Source organism: Mesorhizobium sp. DxT, assembly GCF_058448885.1.
Map to the genome: position 1 here is coordinate 54037 of NZ_JBZFLJ010000004.1, position 16630 is coordinate 70666.

Sequence of the window (16630 nt, forward strand, 5' to 3'; positions counted from 1 at the left end):
CGAGTGTCCTGTGAAGATTTGCGGGCCTTCTTGCCAGCGCGCGCAACGTCTATGCGCGCTTGAGCAATGCGTCAATCGCGACAGGGGTTTTTCATTGCGGTAGCGCTCGCAGCTTCCTACCTTGCGGTTCGGACAGCATCAATGGAGCAGAACATGTCGAAGCCGACCCCGCAGGAAGCGATGGTCTATCTGATGGTCATCATGTCGGCATCCGACCGCGACATGGGTGACGAAGAACTGGCGCGCATCGGTGCGATTGTACGCACGCTGCCCATCTTCCAGGGCTTCGATCAGTCTCGCACGCTTGCCGTGGCGCAGGAGTGCCAGCAACTTCTGCAGCAGGAAGACGGCTTTGCGACCGTGTTGGCGCTCATCAAGGGCGCACTCTCCGAGGATCTGCGCGAAACTGCCTACGCGCTTGCAGTCGACATTGCGGCTGCCGACCTTTCCGTGCGCGAAGAGGAAACGCGCGTGCTCGATCTGGTCAAGGATCGCTTCGGGCTGGACCCGCTGGCCGTGGCGGCGATCGAGCGCTCGGCCGCCATCAGGCACCGCACGTCCGGCTGAAACCGCTCAGTAGAAGCTGACGGGGAAATATTTCAGGTAGAGCTCGGCAAACGTTCCGTTGACCGAGATTTCGCGCAGCGCGAAGTCGAACGCGCGCGCCAGCACGGCATCGTCGCGCTCGACGCCGATAGCCAGACCCGAGCCGAGGAATTCCGGTGCGAGGTACGGTCCACCGGCGAAACGACAGCAATTTTGCGATGCAGATCCGGCAAGCCAGAAGGAAAGCCGCATCCCGTCGCCGAAGATGCCGTCGATCCTGCCTTCGCGCAGTGCGTCCTGAAGCCATTCAGGCTTCGTGAAGGTCACCGCTTTGGCGTTCGGAAAATAACGCCGCAGCATGGCCTCGTGGGCGGTGCCTGCCATCACGCCCGTACGCTTGCCGTCGATTGCCTTGTACAGGGGTTCGTACAGCGTGGTGCTCTTGCGAACGACGAAGCGCGCCGGAAAGCGCAGATAAGGACGGGAGAAGAGGTAGCTTTCCCGGGTCTCCGCATTGATCGGCGTCCCCGCTATCAGCGCTTCTCCCTGGCCCGATGCCATGGCGGCGTCCAGTTCGTCCCATGGCAGTCCCTGGATCTGGCAGCGCGCCACGATGTCGAGTTCGCGGCAGACTTCCCGCGCCAGGTCGACATGGAAACCGGACAGCCTGCCTTGCCCGTCCAAAAAGCTGAAGGGGGGAAAATCGATCGTCGTCAGGAAGCGCAGGCGCTCGACGCCGGATAGGTCGGGTTTCGGTAGCCGCTCCCGCTCGTCCCAATAGTTCGGAATGGACGGCTCGGCCGCACGCGCGGCTGAACCGGCCAGTGCGGTCATGATCGCCAAAGCAGACAGAAGAAGGGTTAGTGTCCGGTGCATGAAACGCCGTCGCCGGTGGAACGAGATTGCCATTCGATAACGGGTTGGGGGCGGTCTCGCAAATCGAATGTCGCATCTCACGCGCGGCCGAACTGTGGTCACATGAAGCAGATACCGCGTCGTCGCGCCTTCTGCTGTCTGCCTGATCGCTTGCCTGCGGGCCTATCAACTGGGGCGCGCAACCCGCGGGCTCTTGTCTGGAGGATCGAAATCCAGATGGATTGCGATGCAACAAGGTCAATGCGGAAAATTACTGCGGATGCAGATGATTAAAAATCTATTGAAAAGCAAAAAAACACCAAATACATTGCAACCTGGGGTGGGGGTTCCATGTACTCGGTGTCTTTCGGGCAGTCTGTCCGATCTGTCGATCTTTGCTGTCAGATACGCTCGTTAGCAACGAAAGGCCTTGCTGCCTTCCGTCGTATCCGGCCGTTGTGCCTGGCCTGTCGCATTGCGAGCGGAGATTAGGCCGTGGCTTTTTCCGGCGCGTCGCATGTTCCCAACGTAGCGCCGCCGATAGGCCCGTCCTTGTTGACCGTTGGGCGACTGAACCATTCCCCCGATAACGGCCTTCCAGAAGTCGCCCTCGGCTCGGGTCCGTCCACACGCCCCGCAGCAGCGGAAATGTCCCGGGCCAGCCCTCGCGATCTGCTTATGCGCGAATGGTTGCCGGTCATCCGACGAACCAGACTGACATCCGAAATCGTGCTGCGGGCGCTGGATCGCGCGTCCGCAAATGGCACCGGCTTCGTTGTGGAGTTGCTCGCTTCCGGCGAAATCGACGAGGCAGTGCTTTTCCGTGCCATCGCCGATGAACTGGATTTGCCGTTTCTGTCCGAAATCGATGCGAAGAGGCTGAAAGTGCCCGAGCGCTACCGCCTGGCGGCCTTGCGCCGCCCCCGCGGTCTGCCTCTGGCCCTGCTCGAGCGGACGGACGGCACCACGTTGCATGTGATCGCTACGCCCGATGTCGGAATTTCACTCATGCGCGCCAGGCTGGCGGCATCGCCACATTTGAAGACGCGTCTTGCGGTGTCTCCGCCGGGCGTCCTTCGCACTGCTATTCTGGAGCTGACGAAGCGGCGACTGGTCGAGGATGCCCAGAACGGTCTCTTCCTTCGCCACACCGACTTGTCTGCACGCATCGTCGCGAATGCCTGGCAGGGTGCCTGCGTCGCGACGATCCTTGTCGTCCTGCCGCTCTGTCTGGCCGTCGCGGCGATGGAGACCATCCTGGTGCTGCATCTGGTCGCGACGCTCGCCTTTGGCGCCTGTGTTGCGCTACGGATCCTGGCGTTGACAGCAGCCCAGCCCCTGAGATTGCGTCCGCCGCCGCCTGTCGATCCAGCTGCGTTGCCGGTCTACTCCGTCATGGTCGCGCTTTATCGCGAGCGGGAGGTGATCCCGCAGCTTCTGGTCGCTCTGGGCCGGCTGCAATGGCCTCGCAGCAAGTTGGAGATCAAGCTGGTCTGCGAGGAGGACGACCACGAGACGCTGGCGGCGTTGCGCGAGCACAAGCTACGACCCTGTATCGAGATCATAACCGTGCCGCCAGGACTGCCCCGCACAAAGCCGAAGGCGCTGGCATATGCGCTGCCTCTATGCAGCGGAGAATTCGTCACGCTTTTCGATGCCGAGGATCGCCCGCATCCGCATCAGCTGATCGAGGCATGGCAACGCTTTCATGCCGAGGACGACACGCTCGCCTGCCTGCAAGCGCCGCTCGTCATTACCAACGCATCGGCAAGCCCGCTGTCGCGGATGTTCGCGTTTGAGTATGCAGGGCTTTTCCGCGGTGTGCTGCCATGGCTGGCCGGCCTGGGCGCGCTTCTGCCGCTAGGCGGAACGTCGAACCACTTCCGGCGATCGGCACTCGTGGACGCCGGCGGCTGGGACGCCTACAACGTGACCGAGGATGCGGATCTCGGGCTTCGGCTTAAACGCTTCGGTTATCGCGTCGGCGTCATCACGCATCCAACCTACGAAGACGGGCCGGACGATCTCAAGACCTGGCTGCCGCAGCGTGTGCGCTGGTTCAAGGGCTGGGCGCAGACGTGGCTGGTCCACATGCGTTCACCACGTACCCTTTGGAAAGATCTTGGCCCGCTTTCCTTCCTGCTCATGCAGGTACTGTTTCTGGGTATGCTCGTATCGGCGCTGGTCCACCCGGTCTTCCTATTCACGATCCTCTATGTGATCGCGAAACTCGCCTGGGTAGGCTCGATGCAGAACCTGGAAATCGTGCTGGTGACCATCGGCTTCGTCAACATCCTTGCCGGATATGCGGCCTTCGTCGCAATCGGAATGGCGACACTCACGCTAAAAGAGAAGGTCGGGCTGGTCTCGATCGCCCTGCAAACGCCTTTCCACTGGATGCGGCTGTCGCTGGCGGCCTGGCTGGCGCTGTGGGAAATCTATCGCCGGCCGCATCACTGGAACAAGACGCATCATCGGCCCGCGCGCTCTTTCGTGCGCGCCAGGGCCGAAAACCCTCAGCGCAAGGCCGAGGAAGGCGCGCCGATGATCTTGTCGTCCTCCGCGCCGATAACGTCCAGGTCGCGCCCGGCATAGGGAATTGTGAGCAACAGGCGGCGAATGACGGCCAGACGCAGGCGTCGCTTGTCGTTGGCGCGAACGACCGTCCACGGGGCGTGCTCGGTGTGGGTCCGCTCGAACATCAGATCGCGCGCTTTCGTGTATTCGTCCCACTTTTCCATGCCTGCCACATCCATCGGCGAGAACTTCCACGCCTTGAGCGCGCTATGCCGCCGGTCATGAAAACGGCCGAGCTGGGTTTCCTGCCCGATTGTGAGCCAGAACTTGAAGAAGCGGATGCCGTCGGCGACGATGCCTTTTTCGAAAAGCGGCGCTTCCTCGAGGAACTTCTCATGCTGCTCGGGCGTGCAGAAGCCCATTACGGGCTCGACGCCGGCCCTATTGTACCAGGAACGGTCAAAGGTCACGAACTCGCCGCTGGTCGGAAAATGCGCGACGTGGCGCTGGAAGTACCATTGGCCGCGCTCGGTCTCCGTCGGCTTGGTCAGCGCGACGTTCCGCGCCGTGCGCGGGTTCATGTACTGTCGCGTGACGAAGATCGTGCCGCCCTTACCGGCTGCATCGCGCCCCTCGAACAGGACCAGCACGCGTTCTCCGCTCTTCTGCATCCAGCTTTGCAGCTTCACCAGCTCTACCTGAAGCTTTTCCAGCGTGTCCTCGTAGTCTGATTTGTCCATCTTGCTGTCATAGGGATAGCCGCCCGCCTTCAGTTCCATGTCGTCGACCCAATCCGGCAGTTTTGGATCGTCGATGTCGAAGACACGTTTCTTGCCGTCGATGACAAGCTTGATTGGCTTGACGGGGGTCTCGAAGTTGGGGGAGGTCTTGCCCATTGAGATATTCCTGTGATGTGGGGAAACCATGCTATGGGGTGGTCCTGCCCGGGTCCAGAGGCAACGGACCGGCGACATCGGAATTGCAAGGCTCGTAGATGGTTCAGGCGACAGAGCTGCGTATCGGCGACAGTGATGAGATCGACATGCTTTCGGCGCGGGAGCTGGCTGCCGCCGTTCCCGAACCGATCGTCATCTTCGATGCTAGAGGTGCCGCGCTCCATGCCAACCAGGCCGCCATTGCCGCCTTCGGCCAGATACCCCCGGGGACGCTGTTGCACCATAAGTTCCGCACGCCGGAGATGCAGCAGCTCATTGTGGGTCTGCTTGGCGAGCGACGGCCCGGCGCCATCGACTACAGCGAAAGAGTGCCGATCGAGCGCGCATTTCGGGTTTCGGCTGCACCCGTTGGCGCGCGAGGTCTGTTTGTCGTCCATTTCAAGGATCAGAGCGAAACGCGCCGCATCGACCGTATGCGCGCCGACTTCATCGCCAACGCCAGCCACGAGCTGCGCACGCCGCTCGCCTCGATCTCCGGCTTCATCGAAACACTGCGCGGGCCGGCGCGCAAAGATGAGAAGGCGCGCGACAATTTCCTGCAGATCATGCAGGCGCAGACGGAGCGGATGGCGCGGCTGATCGACGATCTCCTGTCTCTGTCGCGCATCGAGATGAAGCCTTACATGCGATCCGAGGCGCGCATCGACCTCGGCGAGGTGGTGGCGGGCGTGGTCGAGTCCCTCGGCCACTTGGCACGCGAAAGCGGTGTGGAGGTTTTCTACACACGCCCCAATGAGCCGATCCTTGTCCCGGGCAGCCGTGATGAGCTCATCCAGGTGTTCGAGAACTTGGTGGAAAACGCCTGCAAATACGGCTCATCAGGCGGCCAGGTCGAGATCGAGATCAAAAGAACCAGCGCCGGGCCGGCGCCGGAAGTGGCAGTGACCGTGCGCGACTTCGGCCCGGGTATCGCCGAGGAACACATCCCACGCATCACCGAAAGGTTCTACCGCGTGGAAACCAGTGTGACGCGACGCGGGACCGGGCTGGGGCTCGCGATCGTCAAACATATCCTCACCCGCCATGAAGGTCGGTTGACGGTTAAGTCGAAGCTGGGCGAAGGGTCCGCGTTCACCGTGCACCTGCCTGCGGAGTAGGAGAGAAAGCACGGCTCCCGCGCGCCGCGCTTTCTTTTTCCTGTCATCCGGCTACCTTAGATTCATCATCAAGAATCGCTCCGGCAGATCGTCCGCCATGAACTCGCAACACACCGTCCGCGCCTATGATGAAGAGCTCGCCACTCTGGGCAATCGCATTGCAGCCATGGGCGGCCATGCCGAGCGCATGGTCGATGAAGCGGTCGCCGCGCTGATCAACGCCGATGCGGCGCTGGCGCGCAAGGTGATTGCCGACGACGTCGTGCTCGACGAAGGGCAGCGCTGGATCGACGACCGCGCGATCGTTCTCATCGCCAAGCGCCAGCCGATGGCGGACGACCTGCGCGAGATCATCGGAACGATCCGCATCTCGGCCGATCTCGAGCGCGTCGGCGACCTCGGCAAGAACATCGCCAAGCGTGTGGTCGCAGTGGCGGACACCCGCCAGCCGGTGCAGCTTTTCCGGGGGTTGGAAGCCCTCGCCACGCTTGCGCTGACGCAGCTCAAACAGGTGCTGGACGTCTACGCATCGCGCTCGGTCGGCGCGATCGCATTCATGCGCGATCGCGACGAGGAGATCGACGCGATGTACACCTCGCTGTTCCGTGAGCTGCTCACCTACATGATGGAAGACCCCCGCAACATCTCGCCGTGCACGCATCTCCTGTTCTGCGCAAAGAACATCGAGCGCATCGGCGATCACGCGACCAACATCGCCGAGACGGTCTATTACGTCGTCACCGGCGAGCAGCTTCCGCTGGAGCGCCCCAAGGAAGACAAGAGTCATCGGGTGGTCATGATGAACCCGGCGGTGGGACGGAACTGACGAGCTGGTTTTCCGGCAAGAGTGCCTTTGCTTGCAATCATCCAGATAGCCGGGACTTAAGCTTGAACCACGATGGTTGACCTCGGGCTCTGCGCAGGCCAAAACACGCGCCGAACCGAGCTAGTCCGGACCGTATTTTGACGCCCAATCCTGCCTATCGTTCCGACATTGATGGCCTGAGGGCGATCGCAGTGTTGACCGTTGTGCTTTATCACTACGGGATCTCTCCGTTTACCGGCGGGTTTATCGGCGTCGACGTATTTTTCGTGATCTCGGGCTACCTGATTACGAAGAACCTTTTCACGGATTTGTCCGGCGACAGGTTCTCGCTGGTGCGGTTTTACGACAGGCGGTTCCGACGCATCCTTCCTGCACTTCTGGTGGTCCTGGTTGCCTCCGTGGCAGCAGGCTACCTGCTGCTGTTGCCAGGAGATTTCGCCCGCCTGGGAGAGAGCGGCATGTTCGCCGCGTTCGGTTTCTCCAATTTCTATTTCCTATGGAGTTCCGGCTACTTCGATCCGGCCGCGGAGATGCAGCCGCTGCTCCACACCTGGTCGTTGGCCGTCGAAGAACAGTTCTATCTGTTCTGGCCGCTAGTCATGTGGTGTGTATGGCGGTTGCGCAAGTCAGCCGTGTTCCTGCTGGCAGTGCTGGCGGTCATCGCGCTCGCAAGCTTTGTCGCATCTGTCTATTGGGTCGAAACGGATCAACCCGTAGCATTTTTCATGCTTCATACCCGTGCATGGGAACTCGCTGCCGGTGCCGCCCTGGTTTTTGCAAAACCCATTGCTTCACGTGCTTTGGGCGAAGGCATGGGGTGGGTCGGCCTGGCTCTTATCTTCTATGCTGCGGTCCAACTCACGGCAGAGACGGCTTTCCCTGGCTGGAACGCGCTCTACCCGTGCGTGGGTGCTGCATTATTGGTCTGGCCGAAGGGCGTTACCACCTCACCGCATCGTCTGCTGAGCCTGCGGCCGGCGGTTTTCGTAGGGTTGATATCCTATTCATTATATCTCTGGCACTGGCCGGTTCTGGTCTTTTTCCGGCACTACGCCAATGCTGCCATGCCGACGCTGACCGAAGCGATCGTCCTTATTGCACTTTCCATCGCGGCGGCCTGGATGTCGCTGTATCTGGTCGAGCGACCGGTGCGGCAGATGCGGTTGCAGCTTTGGACGCCCGGGCGCACGATTATTGCCGGTGCGGTCTCCATGGCGGTAACAGCCACCATCGCATCCTACCCCTATCTCGGCAACGGCCTGCCAGGACGTCTCGATGAACAGGCGCGTCACTACGCAGCGTTCGACCCATACAAGCGAGAGCACGAGTACTCCGGTTGCAGCGTCCGCGCGGTGCCTGCCGACGGCAGTTTGCCGGATTGTCTGACTCGTAAGGGTGGGGAACCCCGGTTGCTTATATTGGGTGACAGCTATGCGACACAGCTCGCCCTGCCTGTCTATCAATCCGCTGACAACGCGACGCTGATAACCATCGGCAACAATGGTTGTCGCCCCGTGCTCGACAGCGTTGGCAGACGACAATGCACTGAATTAATGGCGCGGACATTCGACAGCTATCTGCGCGAAGGCAACTTCGACGCCGTTATCCTCGCGGCCCGTTGGCGCAACGGGAACGACATCAGAAAGTTGCGCAAAACACTCACTGAAATCCTCCGCAGGACCGATCATGTGTATGTGATCGGCCAGCCGATCGAATACACGACTTTTCTGCCTTCATTGTTGGCAAGCGCCTCACTCCCGCGGCGCAGCCACGAGGTCAGCGCCTTCAGCCGTTATGAGGAGGTCGCAGCGATCGAAGAGGAGATCAAGTTTGCTCTTGAGGGATTGCCGGTCACCTATGTCTCGCCGCTGCAGGCGCTTTGCGATGCCAATGGCAACTGCCAGACGGTGGCCGATGGCAATGTGCCTATCCAGTATGACTATGGACATCTGACGCGCGAAGGCGCGCGCCTTGTCATAGATCGGCTTATTCAGCAGGGCCTTCTGGACGGTGTGGCGCGCGCGAGTGTCGCGGCCCGCTAGGACTATTGGTTCCCCAACCTCTCAGCGGGCGCGGCGGCGTTCTGATACGGGCTGGTATGCGACCTTGGAGTGGTAGCCGCAATAGGGTCCGCTCTCACCGGCCTCGTTGCCGCAGAAGCTGAATTCCTCACTCAGCGGATCGCCGTTCGGCCATTTGCAGGTTCGTTCGTTCAACTCGATGAGCGCCAGCTTGCGCGAGATCGGCACGACGACGTTTACAGCCGGGCGCATCACCTGTCGGGCAACCGGCTCGGCATCGAACTGCGCGGCAAGCGCGTTGGCGCCGACCGTTGCCGTCACGGTGCGTGCCGGGCGGCTCGGCGCCTTGGCGACGCCAGTTGTTGCCGGGGCCTTCTTCGCGCGTGGCTGCGTGGATGAAGTACGACCGCGTGCGGAGAGCTTGAGCCGGTGCACCTTGCCGATAACGGCATTGCGGCTGACACCGCCGAGCTGGGTTGCGATCTGGCTCGCGCTCAGACCATCCGCCCATAGCTTCTTGAGCAATTCTACACGTTCATCGGTCCAGTTCATCAGAACAGGCTCCTGCTATCAAAAGTTCGCGGAATCCGAATCCATCGCCATCCGGCCGTAGCCAGCTGGCACCACATCTACTGGGATGATTAGATCCGCCGCACGAAATCTAGTTATTTCTTGGCTTCAAACTACAGTATCGGCTGACTCCGTGACAAGAGTCCGGCTGCCACGCCGAATCTGTTTTTTCGGTTTTCCCCAACTTGGCTTCGCTTCGCCGTCAATCTGTCATGGCGCAGGCGCCGGGCGGCCTCTGGGACAATCGGTTTCATTTGACACAAGTGCCCGAAAAGCCGATATAAGTTGGCCTCCGCCGCCCTTTGGGCGGCTTTTTTGATCTACTTCGCGCATTCGCCGCGACGCAGTCGACGAGGCATATAATGAACGGTTCGGCGCTTTACGAGACCTTCGCTCGCGCACCCCTGGCCTTCGACCGAGGCGAGGGAAGCTGGCTGGTGACCGACAGCGGCGAGCGATATCTCGACTTCGCCGGCGGCATCGCTGTCAATTCGCTTGGGCACAGCCATCCGCATCTGGTTGCCGCCCTCACCGAGCAGGCGGCGCGTCTGTGGCATGTGTCCAACCTCTACGAGATTCCCGGCCAGCGTCGCCTGGGCGAGCGGCTTGTGGACGCGACGTTCGCAGACAAGGTGTTCTTCACCAATTCGGGCGCCGAGGCGCTCGAATGCGCGATCAAGACCGCGCGTCGCTATCATTATGTAAACGGCGCGCCCGAGCGCTACCGGATCGTTACCTTCGAGGGCGCATTCCACGGCCGGACGCTGGCAACCATCGCTGCGGGCGGGCAGCCGAAATATCTCGAGGGCTTCGGTCCCAAGGTCGAGGGTTTCGACCAGGTGCCATTCGGGGACCTCGAGGCCACTGCAAAGGCGATAGGGCCGGAGACGGCCGCGATCCTGATCGAACCCGTGCAGGGCGAGGGCGGCATTAGGCTGCTGCCGGCGGCGATGCTGCAGCAGTTGCGCGCGCTGTGCGACGAGCATGACCTGCTGCTGATCTTCGACGAGGTCCAGAGCGGTATCGGCCGGACCGGCAAGCTGTTTGCGTATGAATGGTCTGGCATCGAGCCCGACATCATGGCCATCGCCAAGGGCATCGGCGGCGGTTTCCCGGTCGGTGCATGTCTGGCGACCGACCGTGCCGCGATGGGCATGACCGCGGGCGTCCACGGCACCACCTTCGGCGGCAACCCGCTTGCCATGGCCGTCGGCAACGCGGTGCTCGACGTTGTTCTTGAAGACGGGTTTCTCCAGGCCGTTCAGGACAAGGCGCTGGCCGCCAAGCAGGCGCTTGCTTCGGTCGTCGACGAATTTCCGTCGGTGTTCGAAGAGGTGCGCGGAGCGGGCCTTATGCTGGGGCTCAGGTGCAAGATGCCGAACACGGCGGTCAATGCGGCATTCCGCGATGAGCATTTTCTGGCCGTTCCGGCCGGCGACAACGTGGTGAGGCTGCTGCCGCCGCTGACGGTAACGGTTGACGAGATCCGCGACGGCGTCGAACGCATCCGCGCGGCAGCCGGTAAGCTGGCGTCGGCCAACGGTGCTGGAGGCGCATCATGAGCGGCTCGTTCCGGCATTTCACCGATCTTTCCGACATTCCTTCCAGCGAGCTGCGGACGATTCTCGACGACGCGCGCGCCCGCAAGCATCGCCTGAAGTCGGGCGAGGTCGACAAGCCGCTGGCCGGCAAGGTGCTGGCGATGATCTTCGAGAAGCCGTCGACGCGCACGCGCGTGTCGTTCGATGTCGGCATGCGCCAGCTCGGTGGCGAGACGATCATGCTGACCGGAACCGAGATGCAGCTCGGGCGCTCGGAAACCATTGCCGACACCGCCAAGGTGCTGTCACGCTATGTCGACGCGATCATGATCCGCACGACCTCGCACGATCGCATGCTGGAACTTGCCGAACACGCGACGGTACCGGTCATCAACGGTCTTACCGACGATACACATCCCTGCCAGATCATGGCCGACGTGATGACCTACGAGGAGCATCGCGGTCCGGTCAAGGACAAGCTCTTTGCCTGGACCGGCGATGGCAACAATGTGCTGCACTCCCTGATGGAGGCCTCCGCGCGCTTCGATTTCCGGCTCAATGTGGCTGTGCCGGAAGGCAGCGAGCCGGCTGGCCCGTTCCTCGACTGGTCGAACGGCAATGGCGGCGCGGTCAAGGTCATGCGCTCGCCGGAGGATGCCGTGCGCGACGCCGATTGCGTCGTCACCGATACGTGGGTGTCGATGGGGCAGGAGCATCGCGCCAGGGGACACAACGTCTTTACGCCCTATCAGGTGAACGAGGCGCTGATGGAGAATGCAAAGCCTGATGCGCTGTTCATGCACTGCCTTCCGGCCCATCGGGGCGAGGAAGTGACGGATGCGGTGATCGACGGGCCGAATTCGGTGGTGTTCGATGAGGCGGAGAACCGCCTGCATGCCCAGAAGGCCGTCCTCGCCTGGTGCTTCGGCGCTTGATCGCGCGCGGATGCGCCCCTATCTAGTGGGCTCATCCCGACCATTGGGTATTCACAGCCGCGCATTGCCGGGCGCCGCTTACGTGCGCCGGCAGCGCCACGACAGGAAGTGTTCTGGTGACTGAGACAGACATCAAGCTCGGCGAATTCGGTTTCGCCGGGGACGACCATGTGGTTCCCTTCGAGGTGGCCGCGCTCGACGCCCGTGGGCGTGTCGTGCAGCTCGGCCCCGTTCTTGACGCGATCCTGTCGCGCCACGCGTACCCCGAACCCGTCGCGCGTCTTCTGGCCGAAGCGGTGGCGCTGACGGTCCTGCTCGGCACCTCGCTGAAATTCGACGGAAAGTTCATTCTGCAGACGCGGTCCGACGGCCCCGTCGACATGCTGGTGGCCGATTTCTCGACGCCGAAGTCGCTGCGCGCTTATGCCCGGTTCGACGCAGAGCGGCTGGAGGAGGCCGTGCGCGAGGGCAAGGCATCGCCCTCGGATTTGCTTGGCGTTGGCGTTCTGGCGCTGACGATAGACCAGGGCCAGTATATGCAGCGCTACCAGGGCATCGTGCAGCTCGACGGCACCTCTCTGGAGGAAGCCGCGCGCACCTATTTCCGTCAGTCGGAGCAGATACCGACCGAGGTTCGATTGTCGGTCGCCCGCCAGCTCACGCGCGGGGACGATGGCGCCGTTGAGAACTGGCGTGCCGGTGGACTGCTTGCGCAGTTCCTGCCCGAGGCGCCCGATAGGCTGCGACTGCCGGATCTGCCGGGCGGGGACGGCGACGATGGCGACGCCCCGGACCCGACCGACGAGAGCTGGAACGAGGTCAAGGTCCTGCTCGGAACCGTGGAGCACGACGAACTGCTCGATCCGACCGTAGGATCGGAGCGGTTGCTGTACCGATTGTTCCATGAGCATGGCGTGCGTGTGTTCGAAGGCACGCCCGTGATCGACGACTGCTCGTGTTCGCGCGATCGCATCCGCTCCGTGCTCGACAGCTTCACGGCCGAGGAAATCGCGGAAAGCACGGAGAACGGCGCAATCAGCGTCGCCTGCGAATTCTGCTCGAAGCAGTACGAATTCGATCCGGCCGAGTTCGCGCCGGCACAGTAGCGTACTGCCCATATCGGCATGCCGGCTCAGTCCGCGCGGTTCGCGAATAGCCGAAGGTCGGGGCTCCCGGCCTTCGGTTAATGGCTTCCGAAAGCCTTTGTGAACCTTGTCCCTTCATGTTAACCGCGGCTACGTGGGCAGTTGGGGCGCGCACTGGAAAGCTGATGACGTTCAAGATCATACTCATTGCCCTGACCGCCGCGGCATTTGGCTGGGGATTTTCCGCCCTGGTCGAGCATGCGGACCAGACGATCCGGCCGGACAATCCGCCGGTTGCATGCACTGACCGGGCGGGTGAGGGTTGTGCGCGGATGCCTGCACCCTGACGGGGCACGCGACCAGCCTTAATGAATACTCAACGCATAAAGTGCAGGATTCGGCGTCTCAGGACAGGACCGACGGGCCGATTGAATGGCGAATACCATGGTTACACGCGCCGAGATGCGCGAGGAGACGGCACAAGCCGTGTGCGAGATCGCAATCTGCCTGGCGCAGGCGATTCACGAACTCGATCCTTCCGCGCACCGCCGCATGAACTTCACCGCCGGCAAGGCTTACAACCGGCTTCTGGAAGAGCGGAAAGAACTCGCCGCCGATATCCTCTATCGGTTTGGTCGCGCGCTCATGGACCGGGATCTGTTTCCTGAAGGCGACGAGACCTCCTGACCCGGTTGACGCAGACTTCCGCCATCGTTCAGTTCACCGATTGGGTGCGGCCGGGCAGGTCCAGCGAGAAGGCCGGTATTTCCACGTCGAAGAACTCTCCGTCGCTGCTGCGCACGGTATAGGCACCGACCATGATGCCGGAAGGGGTGCGTAGCGGACAGCCGGACGTATACTGAAAGCTGTCGCCGGGATTGAGCTCCGGCTGCTCGCCCACAACGCCCGGTCCACGCACCTCCTCAACCCGCCCAATGCCGTCCGTGATCCGCCAGTAACGTGCCAGAAGCTGGACGAATACGTCGGAATTATTGGCGATCGTCACCCGGTAGCCCCAGACGTAGCGGCTGTCGTCGGGATCGGAGCGGTCGGGGAGGTAGAAGGGCTCGACCTCCACCTCGATATCTCGTGTCGTGCTGCGGTACATGGCGATGGCTCGACTCTGCACCCGATTCTGGTGCTGGTCTCTACACCGTCAAGGCCCGATGGCGGAAATGTGACGTCGAAAAGCCCTCAAGCCGCCTTGCCCAGTGCCCTATCGATATCCTCGATCAGGTCGTCGGCATCTTCGAGTCCCACTGACAGCCGCACAGTGCCGCCGAGAATGCCCAGATCGAGACGGGCGTCCTCGGCAAGGTTCTTGTGGGTGGTCGTGGCGGGATGCGTGACCAGGCTCTTGGCGTCACCGAGGTTGTTGGAGATCTTGACGATGTCCAGCGCGTTGAGGAACGAAAACGCCTGCTGCTTGCCGCCCTTGACGTCGAAGCACACCAGCGTCGATCCACCCGTCATCTGCCGCGCGATGATGTCGGCCTGCGGGTGGTCGTTGCGCCCGGGATAGATCACCCGCTCGATCGCCGGATGACAGGCAAGGTGGCCGGCGATGCGTGCCGCCGTCTCGGTCTGCTGCTTGACCCGCAGCGGCAGCGTTTCAAGTCCCTTGAGCAGCGTCCAGGCGTTGAAAGGCGACAGCGACGGCCCGGTGTGACGGAAATAGTCGTGCAGGTTCTCGTCGATCCACTTCTTGTCGGAAAGGATGATGCCGCCGAGGCAGCGGCCCTGGCCGTCAATATGTTTGGTGGCCGAATAGACGACGACGTGCGCGCCGAGTTCCAGCGGCTTCTGCTGCAGCGGCGTGGCAAACACATTGTCGACGACCAGCCGTGCGCCGGCATGGTTGGCGAGCTTCGCAACGGCGGCAATGTCAACCACTTCCAGCGTTGGGTTGGTCGGGCTTTCGAGGAAGAAGAGCTTGGTATTGGGCCGGATAGCCTGTTCCCATTCGGCGAGGTTGCGGCCATCGACCAGTGTTGTCTCGACGCCGTATTGCGGCATAAGCTTCTCGACTACCCAGCGGCAGGAACCGAAAAGAGCGCGCGCCGCGACCACGTGGTCGCCAGCCTTGACGCTGCACAGGAGCGCTGCCGACACTGCGGCCATGCCGGATGCCGTCGCGCGCGCGTCCTCCGCTCCTTCCAGCTCGCACATGCGCTTCTCGAACATGTCGACGGTGGGGTTCGCATAGCGCGAATAGATGAAGCCTGGCTCCTCGCCCTTGAAACGCGCCTCGGCGGCCTCGGCACTGTCATAGACGAAGCCCTGGGTCAGATAGAGCGCTTCGGACGTTTCGCCGAACGCGGATCTCGTGGTTCCGCCATGCACCAGCGCGGTCGCCGGCTTCCAGTTGCGCTTCGTTTCAGTCGTCATCGTCAAACCCCAGACACAAAAAAACCGGCCGCGAAGTCGCATGCCGGTTTCCTCTCGGTCCCTTTTAGCGACTTGTTTAACGTGGCTGCAAGCCGACCGGCAAATCACCACGGGATAAACGCCCTTTACGCCCATGGCGGACTTGCGTCAATCGGCTGGCTCATTAAACCTCGCCGCACTGGAACGGGGACGCGGCATTGCGCAGCACAGGCATTCTACCGGATCGCGACATCGCGGCGCTGTTCGACGCCCGCGCGCTGTTATCCGCCGGGCCGCTCGATGCCGACCAGATTCAGCCTGCGAGCCTCGACCTGCGGCTGGGCGCCAAGGCCTATCGCGTGCGCGCGAGCTTCCTGCCGGGGCCGGCGAGCACCGTGGCCGAAAAGCTCGAGCGGCTCAAGCTGCACGAGATCGACCTGACGGCCGGCGCGGTGCTGGAAACCGGCTGCGTCTACATCGTGCCGCTGCAGGAGAGCCTTGCGCTGCCGGCGGACGTTTCCGCTTCCGCAAACCCCAAAAGCTCGACTGGCCGGCTCGACATCTTCACCCGCGTCATGGCCGATTACGGCCAGGAATTCGACAAGATACCGGCTGGCTATAACGGCCTGCTTTTCATCGAGGTGAGCCCTCGCACATTCCCGATCGTGGTCCGCGCCGGATCGCGCCTGTCGCAGATACGCTTCCGCAAGGGGCTGGCGCTTCTGTCGGAAGCCGAGCTGCAGGGGCTGCATGTCCGCGAGACGCTCGTGGCGGCGGAAGAGCCAAACATTTCCGGCGGCGGTATCGCCCTGTCGATCGACCTGCGCGGCGATGCAGACGGGCTCATCGGCTATCGCGGCAAGCATCACACAGCGGTTGTCGACGTCGACAAGCGCGCCGCACAGGACCTTCACGATTTCTGGGAGCCGCTATTTGCGCGAGGGCGCAACGAGCTGATCCTCGATCCGGACGAGTTCTATATCCTCGTGTCACGCGAGGCAGTCCACGTGCCGCCGGATCATGCGGCCGAGATGACGCCGTTCGATCCACTGGTGGGCGAGTTCCGCGTTCACTATGCGGGTTTCTTCGATCCCGGCTTCGGCCATTCGGCGGCGGGTGGCACCGGCAGCCGCGCGGTGCTCGAGGTTCGCAGCCACGAAGTCCCCTTCATCCTCGAGCACGGCCAGATCGTCGGCCGGCTGGTCTACGAACACATGCTGTCGCGCCCCGACAGGCTCTATGGCGTCGACCTGAAGTCGAACTATCAGGCCCAGGGCCTGAAGCTCTCCAAGCACTTCCGCGCCGACTGACCGG

At 62.3% G+C, this 16630-nt stretch carries 16 protein-coding genes and 1 riboswitch; of the genes, 11 read left to right on the plus strand and 5 right to left on the minus strand.

Going from position 1 to position 16630, the window contains the following annotated elements:
• Positions 1-153 precede the first annotated feature (153 nt).
• Positions 154-567, plus strand: coding sequence for a tellurite resistance TerB family protein (locus ACVJNE_RS09545; protein ID WP_499565016.1), 414 nt, complete (start codon positions 154-156; stop codon positions 565-567).
• A gap of 6 nt (positions 568-573) precedes the next feature.
• Here ACVJNE_RS09545 and ACVJNE_RS09550 read toward each other — a convergent pair whose 3' ends face one another.
• Positions 574-1380 carry a transporter substrate-binding domain-containing protein gene (locus ACVJNE_RS09550; protein WP_499565018.1) on the minus strand — a complete coding sequence of 269 codons (807 nt, stop codon included), beginning with the start codon at positions 1378-1380 and terminating at the stop codon, positions 574-576.
• Between the two features lie 669 nt (positions 1381-2049).
• Here ACVJNE_RS09550 and ACVJNE_RS09555 point away from each other — a divergent pair.
• Positions 2050-3996: a glycosyltransferase family 2 protein gene (locus ACVJNE_RS09555; protein WP_499565020.1), complete on the plus strand. Its 1947-nt coding sequence runs from the start codon at positions 2050-2052 to the stop codon at positions 3994-3996.
• Here ACVJNE_RS09555 and ppk2 read toward each other — a convergent pair.
• Complete coding sequence (gene ppk2 / locus ACVJNE_RS09560) at positions 3918-4814, minus strand: polyphosphate kinase 2 (RefSeq protein ID WP_499565022.1); 897 nt, start codon at positions 4812-4814, stop codon at positions 3918-3920. The two genes, ACVJNE_RS09555 and ppk2, sit on opposite strands and share 79 nt — an antisense overlap.
• Before the next feature lie 98 nt (positions 4815-4912).
• Here ppk2 and ACVJNE_RS09565 point away from each other — a divergent pair, with 98 nt between their 5' ends.
• The 3 genes from ACVJNE_RS09565 to ACVJNE_RS09575 all read left to right on the plus strand — a co-directional run bounded on the left by ACVJNE_RS09565 (position 4913) and on the right by ACVJNE_RS09575 (position 8839).
• Entirely contained in the window at positions 4913-5971 is a 1059-nt protein-coding gene (locus tag ACVJNE_RS09565; protein WP_499565024.1) for a sensor histidine kinase, read from the plus strand.
• Positions 5972-6068: 97 nt separating this feature from the next.
• Positions 6069-6797: a phosphate signaling complex protein PhoU gene (gene phoU, locus ACVJNE_RS09570; protein WP_499565026.1), complete on the plus strand. Its 729-nt coding sequence runs from the start codon at positions 6069-6071 to the stop codon at positions 6795-6797.
• Positions 6798-6934: 137 nt separating this feature from the next.
• Positions 6935-8839 (plus strand): acyltransferase family protein, encoded by a 1905-nt coding sequence (locus ACVJNE_RS09575; protein ID WP_499565028.1) that lies wholly within the window; start codon positions 6935-6937, stop codon positions 8837-8839.
• A 21-nt stretch (positions 8840-8860) separates the two neighbouring features.
• On the opposite strand, the gene ACVJNE_RS09580 is transcribed toward ACVJNE_RS09575, so the two are convergent.
• The gene (locus tag ACVJNE_RS09580) at positions 8861-9370 is read right to left on the minus strand and encodes a GcrA family cell cycle regulator (protein ID WP_499565029.1); all 510 of its coding nucleotides are present in this window, start codon (positions 9368-9370) and stop codon (positions 8861-8863) included.
• Between the two features lie 380 nt (positions 9371-9750).
• Between ACVJNE_RS09580 and ACVJNE_RS09585 the strand changes: the two genes are divergently transcribed.
• The 5 genes from ACVJNE_RS09585 (at position 9751) to ACVJNE_RS09605 (ending at position 13636) form a co-directional block, all read left to right on the plus strand.
• Entirely contained in the window at positions 9751-10950 is a 1200-nt protein-coding gene (locus ACVJNE_RS09585; protein ID WP_499565031.1) for an aspartate aminotransferase family protein, read from the plus strand.
• The gene (gene argF, locus ACVJNE_RS09590) at positions 10947-11864 is read left to right on the plus strand and encodes an ornithine carbamoyltransferase (RefSeq protein ID WP_499565033.1); all 918 of its coding nucleotides are present in this window, start codon (positions 10947-10949) and stop codon (positions 11862-11864) included. The genes ACVJNE_RS09585 and argF overlap by 4 nt, the downstream gene beginning before the upstream one ends.
• Positions 11865-11980: 116 nt before the next feature.
• Positions 11981-12970: an Hsp33 family molecular chaperone gene (locus ACVJNE_RS09595; protein ID WP_499565035.1), complete on the plus strand. Its 990-nt coding sequence runs from the start codon at positions 11981-11983 to the stop codon at positions 12968-12970.
• A 164-nt stretch (positions 12971-13134) separates the two neighbouring features.
• The gene (locus ACVJNE_RS09600; protein WP_173187126.1) at positions 13135-13296 is read left to right on the plus strand and encodes a hypothetical protein; all 162 of its coding nucleotides are present in this window, start codon (positions 13135-13137) and stop codon (positions 13294-13296) included.
• 97 nt (positions 13297-13393) lie between these two features.
• Entirely contained in the window at positions 13394-13636 is a 243-nt protein-coding gene (locus ACVJNE_RS09605; RefSeq protein ID WP_499565037.1) for a hypothetical protein, read from the plus strand.
• Between the two features lie 28 nt (positions 13637-13664).
• Here ACVJNE_RS09605 and apaG read toward each other — a convergent pair whose 3' ends face one another.
• Together apaG and ACVJNE_RS09615 are read right to left on the minus strand one after the other, a co-directional pair.
• Complete coding sequence (gene apaG, locus ACVJNE_RS09610) at positions 13665-14057, minus strand: Co2+/Mg2+ efflux facilitator ApaG/CorD (protein ID WP_499565039.1); 393 nt, start codon at positions 14055-14057, stop codon at positions 13665-13667.
• Positions 14058-14143: 86 nt separating this feature from the next.
• Complete coding sequence (locus tag ACVJNE_RS09615; RefSeq protein ID WP_499565041.1) at positions 14144-15337, minus strand: O-succinylhomoserine sulfhydrylase; 1194 nt, start codon at positions 15335-15337, stop codon at positions 14144-14146.
• A 43-nt stretch (positions 15338-15380) separates the two neighbouring features.
• A riboswitch (SAM riboswitch) is annotated at positions 15381-15458 on the minus strand.
• A gap of 76 nt (positions 15459-15534) precedes the next feature.
• Between ACVJNE_RS09615 and ACVJNE_RS09620 the strand changes: the two genes are divergently transcribed.
• The gene (locus ACVJNE_RS09620) at positions 15535-16626 is read left to right on the plus strand and encodes a 2'-deoxycytidine 5'-triphosphate deaminase (RefSeq protein ID WP_499565043.1); all 1092 of its coding nucleotides are present in this window, start codon (positions 15535-15537) and stop codon (positions 16624-16626) included.
• Positions 16627-16630 lie beyond the last annotated feature (4 nt).